Source organism: Paraglaciecola psychrophila 170 (assembly GCF_000347635.1).
GTDB lineage: Bacteria > Pseudomonadota > Gammaproteobacteria > Enterobacterales > Alteromonadaceae > Paraglaciecola > Paraglaciecola psychrophila.
In genome coordinates this window covers 1,676,925-1,696,041 of record NC_020514.1, presented here as the reverse complement: position 1 = coordinate 1,696,041, position 19,117 = coordinate 1,676,925, and the positions used below count along the sequence as shown (strand labels likewise).

Annotated in this window: 19 protein-coding genes; 4 read left to right on the top strand and 15 right to left on the bottom strand. The window is 39.1% G+C overall.

Annotation, left to right across the window (positions count from 1 at the left end; translation table 11 throughout):
* Positions 1-5 precede the first annotated feature (5 nt).
* A complete protein-coding gene (gene glpQ / locus C427_RS07385) occupies positions 6-983 on the top strand; it encodes a glycerophosphodiester phosphodiesterase (RefSeq protein ID WP_187292384.1) in 978 nt (325 codons plus the stop codon).
* A gap of 261 nt (positions 984-1,244) precedes the next feature.
* On the opposite strand, the gene C427_RS23990 is transcribed toward glpQ, so the two are convergent.
* From C427_RS23990 to C427_RS07375, 4 genes are all read right to left on the bottom strand, one after another.
* Complete coding sequence (locus C427_RS23990) at positions 1,245-1,502, bottom strand: hypothetical protein (protein ID WP_015430628.1); 258 nt, start codon at positions 1,500-1,502, stop codon at positions 1,245-1,247.
* Positions 1,483-1,611: a putative DNA alkylation repair enzyme gene (locus C427_RS28150; protein ID WP_015430627.1), complete on the bottom strand. Its 129-nt coding sequence runs from the start codon at positions 1,609-1,611 to the stop codon at positions 1,483-1,485. The genes C427_RS23990 and C427_RS28150 overlap by 20 nt, the downstream gene beginning before the upstream one ends.
* A 201-nt stretch (positions 1,612-1,812) precedes the next feature.
* A complete protein-coding gene (locus tag C427_RS23985) occupies positions 1,813-2,007 on the bottom strand; it encodes a hypothetical protein (RefSeq protein ID WP_015430626.1) in 195 nt (64 codons plus the stop codon).
* Positions 2,008-2,213: 206 nt separating this feature from the next.
* On the bottom strand, positions 2,214-3,830 hold the full coding sequence (locus C427_RS07375; protein WP_007637494.1) for a GMC family oxidoreductase: 1,617 nt from the start codon (positions 3,828-3,830) through the stop codon (positions 2,214-2,216).
* Between the two features lie 264 nt (positions 3,831-4,094).
* On the opposite strand from C427_RS07375, the gene C427_RS07370 reads away from it, so the two are divergent.
* Complete coding sequence (locus tag C427_RS07370; RefSeq protein WP_007637493.1) at positions 4,095-4,811, top strand: hypothetical protein; 717 nt, start codon at positions 4,095-4,097, stop codon at positions 4,809-4,811.
* Positions 4,812-4,819: 8 nt separating this feature from the next.
* Here C427_RS07370 and C427_RS07365 read toward each other — a convergent pair whose 3' ends face one another.
* From C427_RS07365 to C427_RS07355, 3 genes are all read right to left on the bottom strand, one after another.
* Positions 4,820-6,034 carry a hypothetical protein gene (locus C427_RS07365; protein WP_236613749.1) on the bottom strand — a complete coding sequence of 405 codons (1,215 nt, stop codon included), beginning with the start codon at positions 6,032-6,034 and terminating at the stop codon, positions 4,820-4,822.
* A gap of 285 nt (positions 6,035-6,319) precedes the next feature.
* Positions 6,320-7,765, bottom strand: coding sequence for a wax ester/triacylglycerol synthase domain-containing protein (locus tag C427_RS07360; RefSeq protein ID WP_007637491.1), 1,446 nt, complete (start codon positions 7,763-7,765; stop codon positions 6,320-6,322).
* A gap of 42 nt (positions 7,766-7,807) precedes the next feature.
* Positions 7,808-8,458, bottom strand: a complete 651-nt coding sequence (locus tag C427_RS07355) for a TetR/AcrR family transcriptional regulator (RefSeq protein WP_007637490.1) — start codon at positions 8,456-8,458, stop codon at positions 7,808-7,810.
* A 144-nt stretch (positions 8,459-8,602) separates the two neighbouring features.
* Here C427_RS07355 and C427_RS07350 point away from each other — a divergent pair, with 144 nt between their 5' ends.
* On the top strand, positions 8,603-9,373 hold the full coding sequence (locus C427_RS07350) for a ParA family protein (protein ID WP_007637489.1): 771 nt from the start codon (positions 8,603-8,605) through the stop codon (positions 9,371-9,373).
* Between the two features lie 24 nt (positions 9,374-9,397).
* On the opposite strand, the gene C427_RS07345 is transcribed toward C427_RS07350, so the two are convergent.
* Positions 9,398-9,937: a CIA30 family protein gene (locus C427_RS07345; RefSeq protein WP_226991123.1), complete on the bottom strand. Its 540-nt coding sequence runs from the start codon at positions 9,935-9,937 to the stop codon at positions 9,398-9,400.
* A gap of 70 nt (positions 9,938-10,007) precedes the next feature.
* Positions 10,008-11,225: a DUF445 domain-containing protein gene (locus C427_RS07340; protein WP_007637487.1), complete on the bottom strand. Its 1,218-nt coding sequence runs from the start codon at positions 11,223-11,225 to the stop codon at positions 10,008-10,010.
* 268 nt (positions 11,226-11,493) lie between these two features.
* On the opposite strand from C427_RS07340, the gene C427_RS07335 reads away from it, so the two are divergent.
* Positions 11,494-12,966: a DUF3336 domain-containing protein gene (locus C427_RS07335; RefSeq protein WP_007637486.1), complete on the top strand. Its 1,473-nt coding sequence runs from the start codon at positions 11,494-11,496 to the stop codon at positions 12,964-12,966.
* A 214-nt stretch (positions 12,967-13,180) separates the two neighbouring features.
* On the opposite strand, the gene ilvD is transcribed toward C427_RS07335, so the two are convergent.
* From ilvD to C427_RS27265, 6 genes are all read right to left on the bottom strand, one after another.
* Positions 13,181-14,860 (bottom strand): dihydroxy-acid dehydratase, encoded by a 1,680-nt coding sequence (gene ilvD / locus C427_RS07330; protein ID WP_034899195.1) that lies wholly within the window; start codon positions 14,858-14,860, stop codon positions 13,181-13,183.
* Between the two features lie 306 nt (positions 14,861-15,166).
* On the bottom strand, positions 15,167-15,712 hold the full coding sequence (locus C427_RS07325) for a YceI family protein (protein ID WP_226991122.1): 546 nt from the start codon (positions 15,710-15,712) through the stop codon (positions 15,167-15,169).
* 26 nt (positions 15,713-15,738) lie between these two features.
* A complete protein-coding gene (locus C427_RS07320) occupies positions 15,739-16,296 on the bottom strand; it encodes a cytochrome b (protein ID WP_007637483.1) in 558 nt (185 codons plus the stop codon).
* Between the two features lie 20 nt (positions 16,297-16,316).
* Positions 16,317-16,949 carry a YceI family protein gene (locus tag C427_RS07315; RefSeq protein WP_007637482.1) on the bottom strand — a complete coding sequence of 211 codons (633 nt, stop codon included), beginning with the start codon at positions 16,947-16,949 and terminating at the stop codon, positions 16,317-16,319.
* Positions 16,950-17,272: 323 nt separating this feature from the next.
* The gene (locus C427_RS07310; protein WP_187292383.1) at positions 17,273-17,713 is read right to left on the bottom strand and encodes a SirB2 family protein; all 441 of its coding nucleotides are present in this window, start codon (positions 17,711-17,713) and stop codon (positions 17,273-17,275) included.
* A gap of 745 nt (positions 17,714-18,458) precedes the next feature.
* On the bottom strand, positions 18,459-19,064 hold the full coding sequence (locus C427_RS27265; protein ID WP_015430625.1) for a hypothetical protein: 606 nt from the start codon (positions 19,062-19,064) through the stop codon (positions 18,459-18,461).
* Positions 19,065-19,117: the final 53 nt, after the last annotated feature.

Sequence of the window (19,117 nt, the reverse complement as noted above, 5' to 3'; positions counted from 1 at the left end):
ATAATATGAAACCTTACCTTTTAGGACTACTAATGATCGCCTTTACGAGTCAAGTGATTGCTTCGAAACCTTTGGTAATTGCACATCGAGGTGCCCCGGGTTACTTACCAGAACATACCCTTGAGTCGGTGACTTTAGCCTACGCGTTAGGCGCTGACTTTATTGAACAAGACTTAGTTGTTACCAAAGATTTAAAATTAATAGTATTGCATGATATTCACCTTGAAACGGTGACGAATGTAGAGCAAGTATTTCCCATTAGAAAACGTGAAGATGGACGTTATTATGCCTTAGATTTTACCTTGACAGAATTGAAGACTCTCAACGTACATGAACGTCAAGATGCAAACGGTAATCAAGTTTTCCCTAATCGTTATAATGGAAAAGGCACCTTTCAAATTGCCACTTTTGAAGAACAAATAGAATTAATACAGCAACTCAATCGTCAGTTAAATAAAAACACGGGCCTTTATCCAGAGATAAAGTCACCTGCATGGCACAAGGAGCAAGGGGTAGATATAAGCCAGCTGGTGATGGCGGTGTTGAGAAAACATCAACTAGATGACCCAAATAAGGCTATATATTTACAGTGTTTTGACTTTGCCGAAACTCAAAGGTTACGAAATGACCTCAACGCAAAAGTAAAACTCATACAACTTATTGCCGAAAACGATTGGTTAGAATCACCCACCGACTATGATGTTTTAAAAACTCAAGCAGGATTGAAAGCGATAGCTAAAGTTGCACAAGGGGTCGGCCCTTGGATACCACAACTTGTTGACCTCAAAACTATGCAGCCTACGGCATTTGTTGACCAGGCACATATTGCTGGTCTAAAAGTTCATCCTTATACTTTTCGCAAAGACGCACTGCCAGAGAACATCAACACTCAACAAACACTACAACTATTGTTTAAGGATTTAAAAGTGGATGGTTTGTTCACGGATTTTACCGATACTGTGGTGACTTATCTTGCGGAATAAATGACATTTATTGAAGGCTGTTGTTAAACAAAGAAATACGCCTAGGTGATATAAGTAACAATGACGCATTTACTGGTCTACGGAGTTCGATGGCTTAGTTTCTGTCAAACAGAACAGACTATTCACTTATGTCAAAGTCGCCAATCAGCATCCATTTCCCATTAAAGATCACTTCAACCTTGTGTGACCCTGCGTACAAAGTACGTGTGGTCATAAGTTTTAGTGTCACTTTTTTGGAAAATTTAAGCGACTAATTAGCTCTTAGTTCAACAGCTTAAGCTCAAATACACTTGGATTAGCTTTACCAATGACCTTAATAAAGTGAATAGCTAAATCAACCATTATGGCCACCGTTTTATTGGCTTGATTAACCAGTTCAAAACTAACTTGAACTCTGCCTCCCATTTTGGCGTTTTCTGGTGTTGTGTAGGCATTTTCAATTTTAATGTCAGCATTGTCACCATACCCCAGAGCCTGCAATGCACCTTTCTCACCACGTTTACGCGCTACGCAGTACATGCTTCACTAACCACACTCTGTCGTCAGGTGCATTTTCAAGCCAATTTTTAGCTATGCCTGCTAAAAGTTCAGGATGGTCCTTACCAATATCATTGAGGTTATTGGCCACCGAACGCCTAACGTATAACTCGGTATCGTCTTTCAGTTATTATAATAATACGATAACAGCTGACGGGCCATGAATAAACTCAGGTAAACAAGAAGCCCATAGTAAACGAGGCCGAGTACCTTCGGATACTAGGCGCCTAACATGTAGGTTTGAATCTGTGGCCCATTTTGATAATAAAGCTAAACACTTAACTGGGTAACGTTAAATAAAAGGTCGAATACCAAACTCAGAGGTAAATCGTTGAGTTAATAGATAATGAGCCTGCATCAAGGTATCAAAGTCATCTGAGCCATTTTCAGTCAGATAGATGATGTGTGGCATAAATATAAATGACGCCAAGCTATTTTTTTCATCATGCTCAACAGGTGAATCCAAAGATGCCAGCAAAATAGCCATAGCCTGCTTAAAATCTTCAAGAAAAAACGCCTTCGATGCAGCAGCAATTTTTCGGCAATGCTCTATAAGTTCTAAGCGGTCATAACCTTGCTACATATGTCTAACAAATCCGTATGAATCAAACGCAGGATACACATCACATATCATCTTACTAATTTTTTCAGCTACATCTATCGTATATTTATTTTTAAGTAGTTATGCTATTTTTATGAATACTGCTGCTTAATTAAATCCGCACAGCGCTCTGCAATCATGATAGTGGGGGCATTGGTATTCCCACCAACAAGTGTCGGCATAACTGAGGCATCAACCACTCTTAGGCCTTTAACTCCTTTTACTTGCAACTCCGAGTCTACAACTGTCATAACATCGCCTATATCACCCATTTTACAAGTACCGACTGGATGATAAATGGTTTCAGATTTTTTGCGGATAAAGGCTAATATTTGCTCATCACTTTGGGCTTCTGGACCAGGTCCGACTTCCCAAGATTGATATTGCCTAAATGATGGTGCTCCCAAAATTTTTCTGGCACGGCGCACACCGTCAATCATCACTTTTTGGTCATCGGGATGCTCAAGGTAGTGAGGATCAATCATGGCAGGATCGTTGGGCTTATTCGAACGTAATTTAATTTCACCTCGGCTTTTGGGATACAGACCACAGACATGCACTCCATAGCCGTAACCAAACGCTGTTGCACGCCCGTGATTCAGCAAAATCGCTGGTAAGAAGTGATATTGAATATCGGGAATATCGGCTGCACTTTGGGTTTTATCAAAACCACCCGCTTCAGCAACATTACTGGTAAAAATGCCTTTTCGATTAAACAAGTAGTTGAATGCGTTTTTGACATAACGTGGAATAAGAGCAAGTGAGATCGAATAACTATTTCGGTTTTTGCAGCGGTGTTGGACTATGGCGTCAAGGTGATCTTGTAAGTTTTGTCCTACCCCTGGTAAATCTGCTTTTAATTCAATACCTTTTTCAGTTAGATGCTCTTTCGGGCCAATACCAGACAACATGAGTACTTGTGGTGAGTTAATCGCACCAGCACATAGCAGCACCTCTTTACTAGCAGTGAGTTCAATAGATTGGCCATCGAGTTGCAGTTTTACCCCAGTCGCTACGCCATCGTTGATTTGAATTTTCTCAACCAAAGCTTTAGTCAACACCGTTAAATTAGGTCGTGTTAATGCCGGTGTTAAATACCCCTTAGCTGTAGAACAACGTTGACCATTTTCCTGAGTAACCTGATAAAAGCCCAATCCTTCTCGGTCAGCACTATTAAAGTCAGTGACTTTTGATAGGCCAATTTCTTCAGCTGCTTCAACAAAAGAGTCTGATAGAGGGTTAGTGTGACATAAGTCGCTGACACTAAGATAACCGTCTGCACCATGCAGTTCGCTCTCACCGTGCTGTTGTTTTTCTGATTTTTTAAAATAAGGTAACACGGTTTCCCAGTCCCATCCTTTGGCCCCCATATCACTCCATCGGTCATAATCCTCAGGCACACCACGTATGTAACACATAGCATTGAGTGAGCTTGAACCACCTAAGACTTTACCTCTAGGCCAAAAAAGCTTGCGATTATTCAATTGGGATTGAGGCTCAGTATCATATTCCCAACCTAAATTGGTCATCCTAGAAAGAAAGGCCAGACCGAATGGAATATGAATAAAAGGACTTTTATCTTTACCACCCGCTTCAATTAAACATACACTAAACTGATTATTTTCAGTTAAACGTGCGGCTAAAGTTGCGCCTGCCGAACCGGCGCCTATGATAATAAAGTCGAATTGTGTTTGAGAAGGTTTTTGCATAAAATCGGTTACTTATTTGAAGTAAATATATTAGGACTTGTTACTTAATAGTTAGCCGTTGAAACAGGAATGTCAACGGCAACAACATTAAGCAAACTCATCTGATGTCATACCAGTGATTGTATCAAGAAAGCTATCTTAGTGTTACTTTCTTGTAAACTTGAACATCGTCCAACAAAATAACTTTATACAATAAAATTCAATTAGTTATAAAATGTAGGATGAATATAGCGTTATCATAAATATCTATGGGGAAGCATTAGTTTGGGTTCAGAATCTATCAAAATATCACTTCGCAGGTTTTTTGCTAAGTATCTTATTCACTTTAAAAGACTGACCCACGTAGATTACTCAGTGGATGATATTAGTCAATTAATTCAGCCTCACTTGCCGCTTTCATTTCCTATTTCTGTGCCTCGAGGTGAAGGACGTTTTACCCTCTCAAAAGTCAACATTTCAATGCCCATCAACGCCACTTACATTCAAGCAGAAGTGTTAGGCGGCATTGAAGTCACCTATATTGCCAACCCAATTTACCGTGCTCATGTTATGTTAGTAGTGCAAGCCATACCCTTATACGATCACACCACAAAAAACGTGTTACTTACTGCTATACGCATCACTGGTATTCGTATGTTAAACGATGAATATTCAATTTTAAAAGATACCTCTAGCCTGATTAATCAATTTGTCCCAAGCCCAGTATTGTCTATGATGACGGGTACCATGAAAACCGCCTTTAATATTATGACAGGTACCACGACTTCTGAAGTCAATAGCTATTTGCAAATGTATCTAAGTGGAAGTAAACAAAAGGTATTGGATTACCACAAACCACAAATTGAAAACATTATCATTAAACTAGCTGCTAGTGAGGAGATGCAATATAGCTTAGACATAGACGACTTTGAAGAAGGTTTATTTATCCAATATGGCAAAGAGGTGGTAGTTGAAGATAATCATTTAAGGTTTAAATTCTAACCGCTTTTTTATTTGCGGCTACTCCATAAATTCTGATTTCCCTGAACAAAAAAGTATTCATTAGGCTCCCAAAAATAAGGAATAAGTGGTTTATTATTTCCAACCCCATAATTATGGGATAATTTTTCCATCACTTCAGCCAATCGTTTGGGATCAATTTTGATTAGTTTTCTTCGTGCAGCTTGAAAATGTAAGTTCTGCGATTTTTTAATAACATCCGTTATGCCGTAAGGCAAAAACATCATCTTTTTGGTTACAAGCCTGCAAATAGCTTGGGTAGGCTCTGGAGGATTTAACCTTGAGACTATTGCATATTCATAAAAGTCTAATTCATTTCCGTCCTGATCTTGGGCGATATATGTGATACCAAATCCTAGCGGAAACCGACCTACTATACTCATAAACACATCAGACACCTCAGGGCTTATGGCCTTCTTAATTGCAAGTTGGGCTATGAGCATTGAAGCAGTAGGTAAATTTTTACGTTGGTAATCACGCTTAGTAGAAAAAATGACTGAAGAGTAAATTTGCGGAATTTTTATAATTTCACTGGTGCCTCGTTTTGATGAATTAGCATCCAGCACTAAGCCTAATTGAAACTTAAGTCGCTTTTGTTCTGCCTCATCAAACGCTGTAATTTCTTGCTCTTTTTCAGCACCAGCTTGCTGGCAACCTAAACCATTTTTAAGGTAATCAAGCGTGTGTTGATAATTTAAAGCAAGCATTTCTGCACGTTCCTGATTTTCTAACAATCGAAACCTGTCTTTATTACCTTCTTCGCCTTCTAACAGCTGAATTAATGATGGATGTTGCAGGCCAACATCTTGAAAAATCGCAGCCAGCATAATAGGTAAAATAACAGCTTGTGTATAACATTCAAAATTAGTTGTATCTGGCTCATAACGCTTATCGGCATCGTAATCCTTCATCATATAGGCGTTTTTTATGACATCATCAGTCACCAACTTATCTAATAATCTTAAACCCAAAACAGCTTTATATGCAGGCTTTAAACGATGATGTAACTCAGCAAGTTTTTTGTCATTCTCAGGGGAGAAAAGCACCAATGTAGTCAGAAATTTTGCACTTTTAAGTTGCGTGCTTTCATAATCCTCACCTTCACTCAAAGACAATATGTCTAGACATACGTCAATGGCATTGTTCAACCTTCTTATTCTTAAATCCTGCTGACTTAAATGTTCAACCAGGTACTTTTTATACAAATACTCCAACCGTTGCTCTAACAACCTTGCACTTTTGCCAGACTCAGTTTGTAGCGATAACTTTACTTCGCGTATCTGAGCTTTCAGTTGCGTTAATTTTTGTTTATTGACAGGCTCGCTTCTAAAATAATCGGCCGCTTGTTAGTAAAGAGAAGGCCTTTCAAATTTTACACCCGAGATGGCATTAACCAATATATCGATCGAGACTGTATAACTAGAATTATTGTTTTTATCGAGCATGTTTATTCATAATATAATTCAAAAAAATTCATCTAATGATGTTAATTATTTAAATGGTTCATTATCCGCAATTGATGTGTCCTCTTCATTCATTTTTTCGCCTATATCATCAGTATTAAGACTAGGATCATCGATACATTTTTCAAGCATATCAAACGCTTCCAGACAATATTGGGCTAATGGTTCTAAGCTATCAATATTATTGTTACAGCAAACAAGACCGATGTTAGCTTGTCCATTATAAGTCACCATTGTAATGTTCACTCCGCCACCAGGGGTAATGGTTGAAATAGGGTAAGTAGCAAGCAGTTGGCTATCTTTGAAGTACATTATTTCAGAGGGTCCAGGCATATTTGAGACCAAAATATTAGCGATGGGTTTAACCCAATTCGACAAACCTAACATTTCGAACATGATAGCGTAGGCCTGAATTAATAAGGTGTAATAACTAAATGATGCTGGATGCGATGCCTTTGCAGCTTTTTTGACTTTCCGATGATTTTCAATAATCTCTCTGAGTCTGAGATAAGGATCAACATGCCCATGGGCTAACTGCACGGGTACTATGGCAATTTTATTACCGTAGGTTGTCTCACCAGGTTTGCGAAGGTTAATCGGCATATTAGTGAATAGCGCTTTTTCAAACGTCTGTCCATAGTCTGTGAGCTGCCTGTGTACAGCGATATCAAACACACATAACATCACCTCATTGGCTGACGCTCTTAAACGTTTACTTAGCGTTTTAACGCGATCAAAATCGATATCCAATGTCGCCACAGCTCGACCTTTTTTTACCTGCCCTGTTAGCACAGTTTTTGTGCCGGTAAAAGGCAACGGCATATAGTCTTTATTAATTCTTAGTAGCTTGAGCAATAATCTAAACCAAATCCAAATTAAATCTTTTACGGCTATGACAAACCCACACAGTCCGCCAAATACGGCTTTGAACCAGGGTGTTTTATCACGTTTTCTTTGGGTTCGGTCCATTGACCAAACAGGTACAAACCCCTGAGTAATCGGACTCTGACTATAACCAGCCTGAAACCAACGGATTAAGGTACTACCATCGCCACACATATGGTGAATTTTGATATACAAAGCGAACTGCTTGGAATTGTTGTCTTTTATTAAATGGAATTGCCAAAGCGGTTTATCTCTATCTAGCCAAGGCTCATGCAGACTAGCCACAAATTTATGTAAAGCAGTCTTATCATTCAAGTCAGCAATAGTATGCAGTTGCACATGGTAATGCATATCTATCCGCTCAACCGCTACAAACTTAAGCGGGTAACCCATCAAGGTACTGACTCGACAGTTGAAAGGGGCGCTAGCTTGTTCAGAAGATCGCAATTCTGCTAATAACTTATCCACATAATCGCTTGAGGCATTGGCTGGCATTTTCAGCAGTTGCAAACTTGCAACATGTTTTGGATTGTCTTCAGACTCAGTAATCCAAAAGGTCTTATCTAAAAACGTTAGTTTTTTACTCAAAACGTTATCCTTTTATGCTGATACACAACACGTTTTAGTTCATTATGCATCATTGGTGAATTCGTGATTGACTATCGCTTCTTGCAGATGATGTAACTCACCTGACTCTATATTGATGTGAGGTAATAACGCGAATAAAATTGCTGACAAACTTTTATATAAATATTCATCACCATTGATATCGTGACCTTTTAAAGCGTAATAATTTCCCGCCTGACTAAAGACTAATCCGATGATCTCGACCATTTGATTACACTGGCCAGCAGAAGCAGTAATAGTACCTTGAACTACAAACTGCGCCAAAAGCTCAGTAACGCAACGTTCTTGAGCGGCCATCAACCTGATAAATCCTTTGGCCACAATAGGGTATTTATCAGTTAAATCGGTAGGGTTTCGATATAAAAAACGAAACAAATGATTCTTTTCAATAATCAGGTAGAGATAATAAAAAAAATCTTCAATGCTAAGAGAAGTATCTATTTGTTTGCTCGGAGCATCAATAATGCCGCGCAACTGATCTTGATAAATATCAAATAAGGCACCCACTATGACTTCCTTACCTTTAAAATGATAATACAAATTTCCAGGACTGATATCTAATTCCATTGCAATCTCGACACTGCTAACGTTGTTTTCGCCTTTTTGATTAAAGATATCAAGGGAAGTTATTAATATACGTTCAGCCGTTTTCATTTTATGATTACCAATAAATGTGATGGAACATGTCAATCTTAACGATAGATTGACATACTGTTTATATCTAGTGCAAGTATTTGAAAATAAAGCTTTTGCTTCTTTAATAATATGAAAAGACTAAAGTATTAACCGAGGTAGAAAATGATAAGAGTGTTGTTCAACAAAAAGGGTGGTGTGGGGAAGTCAAGTTTGACTGTAAACCTTGCCGCTATTTCTGCTACTCAGGGATACCGCACCCTCCTCATTGATCTAGATACGCAGTGCAATAGCACCGCCTATCTGAATGTTACTGATATGCCCAAAGAAAGCAGCATAGCTGATCTATTTGAACAAACCATTACCTTTCATCTGCATCGTCGCCCTGCCACTGATTTCTGTCATCCAACACAAGTTAAGGGTCTAGATATTATTGCAGGTTCAGAACGTTTAACGGAGTTAGAAAGCGAATTAGACAGCAGGCATAAAATTTATAAACTACGAGAAGCATTAGATTCACTGAAAGGCACCTATCAGCACATATTTATTGATACCGCACCAGCACTTAATTTTTATAGTATGTCAGCGTTAATTGCTGCACAACGATGTTTGATACCGATTGATTGCGACGACTTCGCTAGGCAAGGGTTGTATAGTTTGCAACGGAAAATTGCAGAAATAAAAGAGGATCATAACGAGGGTTTGCAAATAGAAGGCATCATTGCCAATCAATATATGACTAATGCAAACTTACCCAAACAAATTGTGAATGAATTAATAGCAGAAGGGTTTCCGGTGTTATCAGAGTACATCGGTCAGTCGGTTAAGATGCGCGAGTCACATCAAGCTAAAAAACCACTAATTTTACTCGCCCCTAAACACAAGCTAACTCAGTCTCTGGTAAGTATATTTAATTTGTTAGATAAAAGTGAGTGAATAATAACAGGCTTTCAAGTGCTGTTATTGACCAATATTTTTTATTGATAACTTAAATGGACCAGGCTGCTTATCTGCAAGCATAAAGCCTATTTGTGTAACCTCAGCAAATGATAGAGCCGGAGCACGGCTCACAAGACGTCCTCGGAATTGAGCAATAAAATCATCCTCTTTAAAAGACAAAGTTTGCCATGTATCAAGGGGAGTAGAAAATGTTGCAACATATGCCACCCCATCAAACCCCTTATCGGTTCTGAGGCGAAGCTGATAACTTCGCCCATCACCATTCACGTCTATCGATATAGGCGTATTGCCGCTTATAAGGGAGACTGGGCCTACACGCCTAACCGAGGCAAACCCGCCATTATTTTTTAGAGAAAGTTCACCCTCAAAATAAGCAACATTATCCACGACCCGTAGATTCGACTGCGATAACCCACCCATTACACTATCGTTAACCCGATACCAGTAATTAAGTTCTTCAGCACTGGAAAAATCGACTTTCCACTGGGCCGATACATTGGCACATTTCATAATAAACAAGACAATTAAGATTATTTTCATAATAGTAATACGTCAGGAATAAAAAATTAGATTAACTTTCAACGTTCACTTTGCATGATGAGCCGATGTGTTACATAAACACTAGGTACAACTGCATAAAACCTGCACCCATGCCTAATAAGGCTCCCGTTACAATCAACTTCCATTCATCGGCTTCGTAAGCTGGGCGAAGCACGCCTTCAAATTCTTCAGGCGATAAAGCCTCCATGCGTTGACACAAGTCATCACCAATTCGTAATGCTTTATTAGTATATTCGTAGGCATACGCCAAGTACTTTTCTGAGTCATTAAAAATGCGCTGAGTAGCGAGTTCTTTCATTTTATAGTAAGAGTCTGAGCCAACCCCTAAGGCAAAATAAGGCTGTGCGATGGCAACATAACGTTCAATAGCATCATTCACATGTAATTCAATCAACTCCAATAATTGCCCAGAGCCTGAACCATGTACCGCGATCTCCATGATGTTTTTTGAGGTCATTAATTTAGACTCAATAATATCTGAGTAGACCCGTGACACTTCTTTCTGACGCTTTAAAAACATGCCTTGGATGGTAAACCCCATAAACTTAATTGGATGTTTGGGTTCAAAAATAATCTTCAACGCGATCCAGTTTGTGGCATAACCTACTATCAAGCCGCCCACTGGTAAAACCCACCAAGTAGGATAAAACATCCAAACTAGCATGGTAGGCAAACCAAATAAAAAACCAAAATAAAAGCCTGATTTTTCTATAAATGGAAATTCTTTCTCGCCAGACTTCAAGAAAATCTCGTTGATAAGTTCGGGAGCATTAACTAATTGCCCAACCACTAATTCTTTTATGTCGACTATTTCTTCAATATTGTACTTAAAGTCATTCACCATCTTAGTCACAACATTAGGAATGTCGGCTTCGACTCGCGCGTACACAAGATTTTTACCATGCACAGGCAAGGATGCCCACAACTGAGGTGCAGACTCCTTCATTACATCATTAATAATAGTTCGTATAGTTTGCTTGAGGCGTCTTTCAATGGCCTTAGTTAGCTCAATGGGATCAATACGGTCTGCTAGCTCTTTGACGCTGAGCAATTTTCCCAATACTAATTCAACTTCAATCTCAGCCATTTCTCGGCGCTTAGCGGGTATTAAACCTTGCCAACCTAAAAAAGGTTTGATGCCTATAAATTCAAGGGGATAAAACATCATTTTGACGGCTAAAAAGTTAGTCGACCATCCCACCATAGCACTAATGATTGGAATAGATAACAGAGGAAAATGAGTGATAATTTGATCGATTAATTGCATAAAATTCAGTCGCGCCTAGTCAATAATATTTTTTTGTATGTATGAATTCATATGCTAACTCATGTCAGACTAACTATTGAAATTAGAATGATCAAACTAAACTACCATAAGTTAATAATCATCTGTATAAAACTCTTTTTAAATACAACTAGTTAACCGACATTGCAAATTTATGGTGACGGCTGTAATTGATTATCTTTAATTTTGGGTAGCATTTTCTAATTAATTACGGTTATATCTGGTCAGACTAGTAAATTGAGAAACTTGTATGTCAAATAAATTTCTTTCTGAATTACAAGACATCATGACACAAGCCGCTTCATATGAAGAGTACCTAGAAGCAGCAAAAGCTCATGACGAATTGTCTGGCGCCCAAGAATGGAAAGCCAAAGATCCATGCAAGGACTATGACTACCGGCTTATTCGTAAACGAGTACAGCGTATTAAACAAGCCAGAGTTAGCGGTGACGCTGCAGGCTTAATGTATATTTTACATGAAGGCTTACATGGCAACTTAGGTAATATTGCTTCGGCGGCATTGAATCAACACGCTAAGTTTGGCACTAAACACCTGATCGAAGAGTTTATTCTAGAAGTCTGCGGCGCTTTGGATTACATCTATCAAGCCGACGAAAATGAAATCGACTTTTACGAAAAACTATCCTTTTTTGAAGAAACAGCACAGGCTTTCGGTCGTAGCTGCTTGATGTTAAGTGGTGGTGCGGGTCTTGGCTTTTTTCATTGTGGTGTTATCAAATCATTAGTAGAGCATGATTTACTACCTAAAGTCATCTCAGGTGCCAGCGCAGGCGCAATCATTGCGGCACTAGTGGGTACGCGCACTAATGAAGAACTATTAGAAGTTATGCAACCCCAGAGCATTCAACATAAATTTAAGCAATGGCGTTTATGGCAAGGGTTTGGCAAAGACAGCTTGCTGGATAGTAGTAACCTAGAAAATGCGTTAATTGAGCTGTTTGATTTAACCACTTTTGAAGAAGCCTTCAAAAAGACCGGTCGTCATATGACAATCACCGTATCTCCGGCTGATTTGCATCAACATTCACGCTTGTTAAATGCTAAAACCTCGCCAAACGCTATCATTACTCAGGCCGTCATAGCTTCAACGGCTATTCCAATATTATTTAAGCCGGTGCAATTAAAAGCCAAAAACAGAGCGGGTGAGATAGTCCCTTATATTCCCAACCGTCGTTTTGCTGACGGCTCGATTATGGCAGACTTACCTTTTGAGCGTTTAGCCCGTCTATATGGTGTGAATCATAGTATTGTGAGTCAAACAAACTTGATTGCCGTTCCCTTCTTAGCCCGTGACAAAAGGGATACCACCGGCTTGATAGGATTAACTTGGCGCTATGCTGCAAAAGTTGCCAAAGTAAATAGTATTTTTGCTTTTGATATACTTGAAAATCTTATTAGTCATCGTGCTGCTAGATTAGGTATTCACAAAGTGCGTTCTGTTATTGATCAACAATATGTTGGCGATATCAATATATTACCCAGCGCAACGTTTGCTAATCTTAAACATATCGCTTCAAACCCTAGTTTAGAAAGTATCCAAGAGCTTATCCACAATGGTGAACGAGCCACTTGGCCCCAGCTTGATTTAATAAAGCGAAATACCATGATTAGTAAAACGCTCAGAGGTTACCTAACCCAGTTAAAAGAAAGGGAAGCGAGGTTACTTAGTCAGCACAATGGATTACGAGTAGTTAATAGTTAAGAGTAATGACGGCACTACGCTGATTTAATTTGGTTTGCTAATTAAAGTCATTTGTCTTGTTTGTAAATACTTAAATGACTATTTCACTACCATTAACAGTTTTGGCAGCGAACTAGCCTCCCCTACTACAGTAGTTATAAAGCTTAGTAAAATGGTCAACCGAGTTAAGTATTGTGTCTACATTAACTCGGTAGCGCCGCAATTAGCTTGTTGTTTAATACGGTTTGTCGGTCACCGCCCCCGTAGAAGCAGAGCTGACTGTTCTGGCATATTTTGCTAGCAGCCCTCGAGTATATTTAGGTGCAGGCTGTTGCCAGTTCTGCTTCCTTCTAGCCATTTCTTGAGCATCTATATTTAGCGTCATCAGGCGACTTTGCGCATCAATGGTAATGCTATCACCATTTTCTACTAGCGCGATGGCCCCACCCTCGTAGGCTTCAGGTGTGATATGCCCGACCACAAAACCTCTACTGCCACCTGAAAAGCGACCATCAGTGATCAGCGCCACGTCGTTGCCTAAACCTTTACCCATGATAGCCGAAGTAGGACTTAACATCTCGCGCATACCAGGCCCGCCTTTTGGGCCTTCGTAACGAATGACAACCACATCACCAGCTACCACTTGACCATCTATAATAGCGGCAAAACCTTGCTCTTCTGAATCATACACCTTAGCTGTGCCAGTAAAACTTAATCCTTCTTTGCCAGTGATTTTTGAAACAGCACCTTCTGGGGCTAAATTGCCATTCAAAATAACCAAATGGCTGTCTTTTTTAATGGGCTTATCAAAAGGTAAAATAATGTTCTGACCTTCAGGGTAATCCGCTACGCTGGCTAAATTTTCAGCCATGGTTTTACCGGTGACGGTCATACAATCACCGTGCAACATGCCCGCATCTAGTAAACGCTTCATCAGTGGTTGAATACCACCAATTTCAATTAATTCAGACATCAGGTATTGGCCGCTTGGACGCAAGTCAGCAATCACCGGTGTTTTCTCACCAATGCGCACAAAATCATCCAGAGTCACTTCAACGCCAATGGCATCGGCCATCGCAATTAAGTGCAGCACAGCATTGGTAGAGCCACCTAAGGTAATGGTCAGCGTAATCGCATTCTCGAAGGCTTTTTTAGTCATGATGTCAGACGGCTTAATATCATGTTCAAGCAAGTACACAATAGCTTTACCGGCATCGATACAGTCTTGCTTTTTATTATCTGAGACCGCATTTTGCGCAGAGCTATTTGGCATGCTCATGCCCAAAGCTTCAATCGCAGAGGCTAGGGTATTTGCTGTATACATACCACCACAAGATCCGGCACCTGGGATCGCCGTTTTTTCAATGTGTTCCAATTGAGTGATGGGGATATCACCCGCAGCATAGCTGCCTACAGCTTCGAATACCGACACAATATCAGTGTGATTTTCGCCAGGTAAAATCGTACCACCATAGACAAAAATTGCAGGACGATTCAAGCGTGCTAAACCCATCAAACAACCCGGCATGTTTTTATCACAGCCACCAATGGCAATAATACCATCGTGCCCCATACCGGCTGATACTGCCTCGATAGAATCACATATGACTTCCCGGGATACCAAAGAATACTTCATACCCTCGGTGCCCATAGAAATACCGTCAGATACGGTAATAGTGTTATAAATAACGCTTTTAGCACCTGCGCTATCTACACCTTTACCTACCTCTTCTGCCAAAGTGTTAATATGCATGTTACAAGGCGTCACCATTGACCATGTTGAAGCAATGCCCACCTGCGATTTTTTGAAATCCTCGTCGCTAAACCCTACGGCCCTTAGCATTGAGCGACTGGGTGCCTGAGCGGCACCATCTACAATTTTTTGTGAATATTTGCGCGGTTTATGTGTATTCATATCTTTATCTACTTTTTCAACATCAATAAATGCACTATAGAATTGTATACTCAAATAGACAATCTAAGCGTATGAATTTATTGGTCTTATTTAGAAGATTTTCGAAGATGAGTTGTTAGCTAGCCGGCATGAAAATTTAAATAAACAAGAACCGGAAATTTGCAAGGACCAGAATCAATAAAAATTAAGATGAACATTGAGTAAATTTGTAGGCATCACCAATACATAAAACGTTGACAATTATTATTCCGTTTGTCTTTCACTAATAGCTCGGCAACTGAACTGGTAGCTGCTCTTAAGCTATTCCTACTTTTTAATCCGCATCGATATGAAGATGGTTTTACTCACCCATTCCGCGTCTGGATCTGATTCCAGTCCAATTTGATAGTCCAAACGGTTAATACCAAAACTTGTGTTTAACTTGCCATCAATGTCAGACAACATAAAACTCACAGCTTTTGTTATGTTCTTAATAGTCAGATCACCCAGCACCTTATAACCGCCTTCAGTTATTGAAACTTCGGTGCTTAAAAATTTTCCGGTTGCGTGGTTCTCGACATCAAACCAGTCGAACTCAGGTAAGGTGCTGTCGTAGATACTATCTCCAGTTTTGGCAGAGCTCATGTAAAATGTTGCCGTGATATTAGGATTGTTCTGCGGTGGCAATATGAGTGTGGCCTCCCAGCGCTCAAACTTACCTTCGAAATTCATTCCTGCATGCTGGCCAGAGAAAGACACGGTACCTGATTGATGACTGCTTTTAATCTCTGCGTGGGCGTTTAAAATACCTAAACACCAATACATAACAATCGTAAATGGTATAAACATTCGCAGCAATGTTGTTCTGTTCATAAACGTTTTGTTCAAAGAAACCTTCATTATTTATTCCACCACATTCGGCTAATTAAATTTATATTATGTTTTTTCTTGTGCCAAAAGAACGCACCAACATGACCGGCAATCAAAGTGCCAAGTACAGTTGCCGTTATCCAGTGCACATTATTGGCTAACGTTTCGATAGTTTTATTTCTTGCCACACCAGGGATATGTGGCCACTTGATCCAGTCCACAAACACAAACGTGGGTAAACCAAACGGACTAGCCGACACCATTAACCATCCAGACAAAGGCATTGTAACCAGTGCTACATAGAGAAATATATGTCCCAACTTAGCTTTGAACACCTGTTGGGGGTTAAGACTATCTGGTAGGGCCGGAGCGTGAGTAAACACCCTTGTTACTATCCTCAGAATCAAAGCCCAAAGCATTACCACACCCGAGGCTTTATGTATTTGAAAAAGCCGGTATTGGTCAGCCTTGCTAATATCTGCATTGACCATGAAAAGGCCGCTTGCAAACATAAATAATAAAGCTAGTGCAATAGACCAATGCAGCACAATACTAAGGCTGTGGTAGCGTTGTGATGAGGGTGTCATCTTTTTTATTCTTCGCTTAGCTACTTATCAGAATATGCGAATTCACCTTCAATCAAAACCTCTACATTGTCACCTATACTTGGTATATATTTACCCATACCAAATTCTGAACGGACGATATTAGTACTCGCAGAAAAACCCAAAGTCGGTTTACCCGTAAATGGCTGTTTTGTCATGGCACCATTTAACACTACGTCTAAAGAAATCACTTTGGTCACCCCTAAAAAGGTTAGATTGCCTTTCATCACAGCCGTTTTTTCAGTAATCATATCAACAGATGTTGACGCAAATTTAATGTTTGCAAACGTTTTAGCATTAAACCAATCTTTTTCAGTGGCTAAAATATTATTGAAGTCTTTTTCAGCAGCATTGGGGTAAGCAGTTTGTATGGACATAGGGTTAATACTGGCTGTTACTTGACTTTTTGATATATCACTTGCGTCGTAATTAATAGCAGCATCGAATTCTGTAAACCGAGCAACATAATTAGACAGACCTAAATGAGACACCTTCCAGACAATCGATGCATGGCTTAAATCTACCTTATATTCACCTGCTGGCATGTCATTAAAGGTACTTTTTGCAAACGCCCATGAAAGACAGCTCGATAAACCTAAAACAAAAATGATGGTACTTATTTTGACTAATTTCATACTAGTACTCCTTAAAATTCATTGGATATTTCTTAATTACGAAATGTTCTTAACAAAAGATTTAATCTAGGCAAGATATTTATTGAATCGAAAAAACTTGCCCAACCTTCACAGCTATACCACTAGTCATAATTAAAAATATAAGCAACGGTCACAATATCGACATCATCACTATTCTTGATTAAGTGCTAATTTTGAAATTAGCACTTAATCAATGTCACATTAAACTTTTGAATCTACTAAGTCACTATACATAGCTCAAAAGTAATTCAAAATTATAGACTTATAACATTCACACCCAGATCACATCCGAACGTAATTTTCTAGCAAATTGTAGCCAGTATAGATTGCCCTATTTCAATATAGACATTGGCATCTTCACTGCCTTTGACTTTAAGGTGATCGGCAAAGCCAAGTCGAGCACTCATGGCAAACCAAAATACAGCACTGATGAAGCTAACGACACGCCATAGAGTCGACTTTGCCCATTTAAGCGCAAAAGTGATAGAGACTATGTAGAGTACGAAACCGGCTAATTTAGATGATGCCCAACCATTCACAAAAGGATACAAGTTAAGGGGATTAACAGAAACCAAATAAATAAACGTTAAAACAAACAAGGTATACAAAATGTGTGGTCCAATTTTCAGGAGCTTGTTATTGACCTTGTCAGAGCCTTTCATTGTTAACACAAAATTAATAATGAAAAAGATAAAAGTAAGTGTAATTATCGTCAGGTGGGCGTGCTTAACTATCATGTACATGTTGTTGTTCCCTAGAGTTTTATATTTATAACTATTACTTAAATCATCAGTAGATAGTTTGCTTAAGCCAGCCAGAATCATATTAAATTTGAAACCTGTGGCATCAGAGCGGTTGGTATATAGCATCAGTAGCTTACACGAAGATAGCTACTTTTTAGTTAACGCCGTAAGGAGTTTATTACTTTAAGAAGTGCATATTTAATTTGTTAAAAATGGGGCGGGGATATTTTACATCCTTCCCCTGTGCTATTTGTCGTGTTCATGACTAATAATAAAGTGTTTTGTATCTGCACACACCATAAAAATTCTAACACGATTATTCTAAGTCTAATCAATAGTATAAACATTGCACATTACAGTAGCATTATTCTCATGCAGACTAATCCGAATTTTTAACACATTAGCAATCTATTATTTTTTGGAGTGACGCTTGCGTGTTGTTTGGCGTTTTTTCTATTGCTTAACTTTATCTATCCAAACAGAAATAATTATTGCCTCTATCAAACCAACAAATACAACAACAATCGCGACGCCTGTCCAAAAATAGAGCGGTTCATAAGCACAAGGTAAGCCTATCTGAATTCCGCATTTATTCACAACAAACTACTACTTACTTAACAATAAACACGGGTTGTTTTGCATGGAAAAGTAACAGGGTTGCAAATAAAAAAATGAAAAAAAAAGCCACTAAACTTAGCGGCTTTATTAACAATAGTAAAATTGAAGGGGTCTAAAATCTCACTTGTTAATCTTCACTCTCTGATTCGGGTTTATCAGCTGCAGGTTTAACTGTGTCAGGTTTAGCCGCTTCAGACTCAGCTGTTTCAGATTTATCTGCGGCAAGCTTAGCTACTGCTGGCTTAGCGGCTGCTGGCTTAGCTGCTGCCGGCTTAGCGGCTGCCGGCTTAGCTGCTGCTGGCTTAACTGCTGTTTTTGTAGAAGTGGCTTTGGCCGCTGTTTTAGTCGCAGTTTTGGCGGGAGTTTTTGTTGCAGTTGTCGTTGTTTTTTTCTCAGCTGCTTTTTGTTGAGCTAATTTAGCGACGACTTCAATAAGAGTATCAACACGTTGTGATAACATATCAACTTGCTGATCACGACTTTCGTTACCAAAACCAAGCTTAGCTCTTAGTGCTGAAATTTTGTCCTTTAACATTTTTTTGGCCTCTATTTTTGCTTGTAATTGCGTTTCTACCGACTCACCTTTTACTAGTAAGTCATTTAAAAATGCGGATCCATCAACAAATAATTGGTCAAACTTATTGGCCGCATTTTCACGCCCACTGTCATAAGTACCAACTCCAGCTAACCAAGTTTTATGTACTAAATCTATAGTTTTTTTAGCCGTATTCAAATTGATTCTCCTAATATCTTAGCTCACGCCAATACAAGATAAAAAATTAAATA

Excerpts from the sequence above, each read along its gene's own strand:
- C427_RS07315 (WP_007637482.1), bottom strand. The coding sequence starts at position 16,949 with ATGAAATTAGTCAAAATAAGTACCATCATTTTTGTTTTAGGTTTATCG.
- C427_RS07355 (WP_007637490.1), bottom strand. The coding sequence starts at position 8,458 with ATGAAAACGGCTGAACGTATATTAATAACTTCCCTTGATATCTTTAAT.
- C427_RS07335 (WP_007637486.1), top strand. The coding sequence starts at position 11,494 with ATGTCAAATAAATTTCTTTCTGAATTACAAGACATCATGACACAAGCC.
- C427_RS23985 (WP_015430626.1), bottom strand. The coding sequence starts at position 2,007 with ATGGCTATTTTGCTGGCATCTTTGGATTCACCTGTTGAGCATGATGAA.
- C427_RS07310 (WP_187292383.1), bottom strand. The coding sequence starts at position 17,713 with ATGTACATGATAGTTAAGCACGCCCACCTGACGATAATTACACTTACT.
- C427_RS07345 (WP_226991123.1), bottom strand. The coding sequence starts at position 9,937 with ATGAAAATAATCTTAATTGTCTTGTTTATTATGAAATGTGCCAATGTA.
- glpQ (WP_187292384.1), top strand. The coding sequence starts at position 6 with ATGAAACCTTACCTTTTAGGACTACTAATGATCGCCTTTACGAGTCAA.
- C427_RS07350 (WP_007637489.1), top strand. The coding sequence starts at position 8,603 with ATGATAAGAGTGTTGTTCAACAAAAAGGGTGGTGTGGGGAAGTCAAGT.
- C427_RS23990 (WP_015430628.1), bottom strand. The coding sequence starts at position 1,502 with ATGTACTGCGTAGCGCGTAAACGTGGTGAGAAAGGTGCATTGCAGGCT.
- C427_RS07325 (WP_226991122.1), bottom strand. The coding sequence starts at position 15,712 with ATGAACAGAACAACATTGCTGCGAATGTTTATACCATTTACGATTGTT.
- C427_RS07375 (WP_007637494.1), bottom strand. The coding sequence starts at position 3,830 with ATGCAAAAACCTTCTCAAACACAATTCGACTTTATTATCATAGGCGCC.
- C427_RS07340 (WP_007637487.1), bottom strand. The coding sequence starts at position 11,225 with ATGCAATTAATCGATCAAATTATCACTCATTTTCCTCTGTTATCTATT.
- C427_RS07320 (WP_007637483.1), bottom strand. The coding sequence starts at position 16,296 with ATGACACCCTCATCACAACGCTACCACAGCCTTAGTATTGTGCTGCAT.
- ilvD (WP_034899195.1), bottom strand. The coding sequence starts at position 14,860 with ATGAATACACATAAACCGCGCAAATATTCACAAAAAATTGTAGATGGT.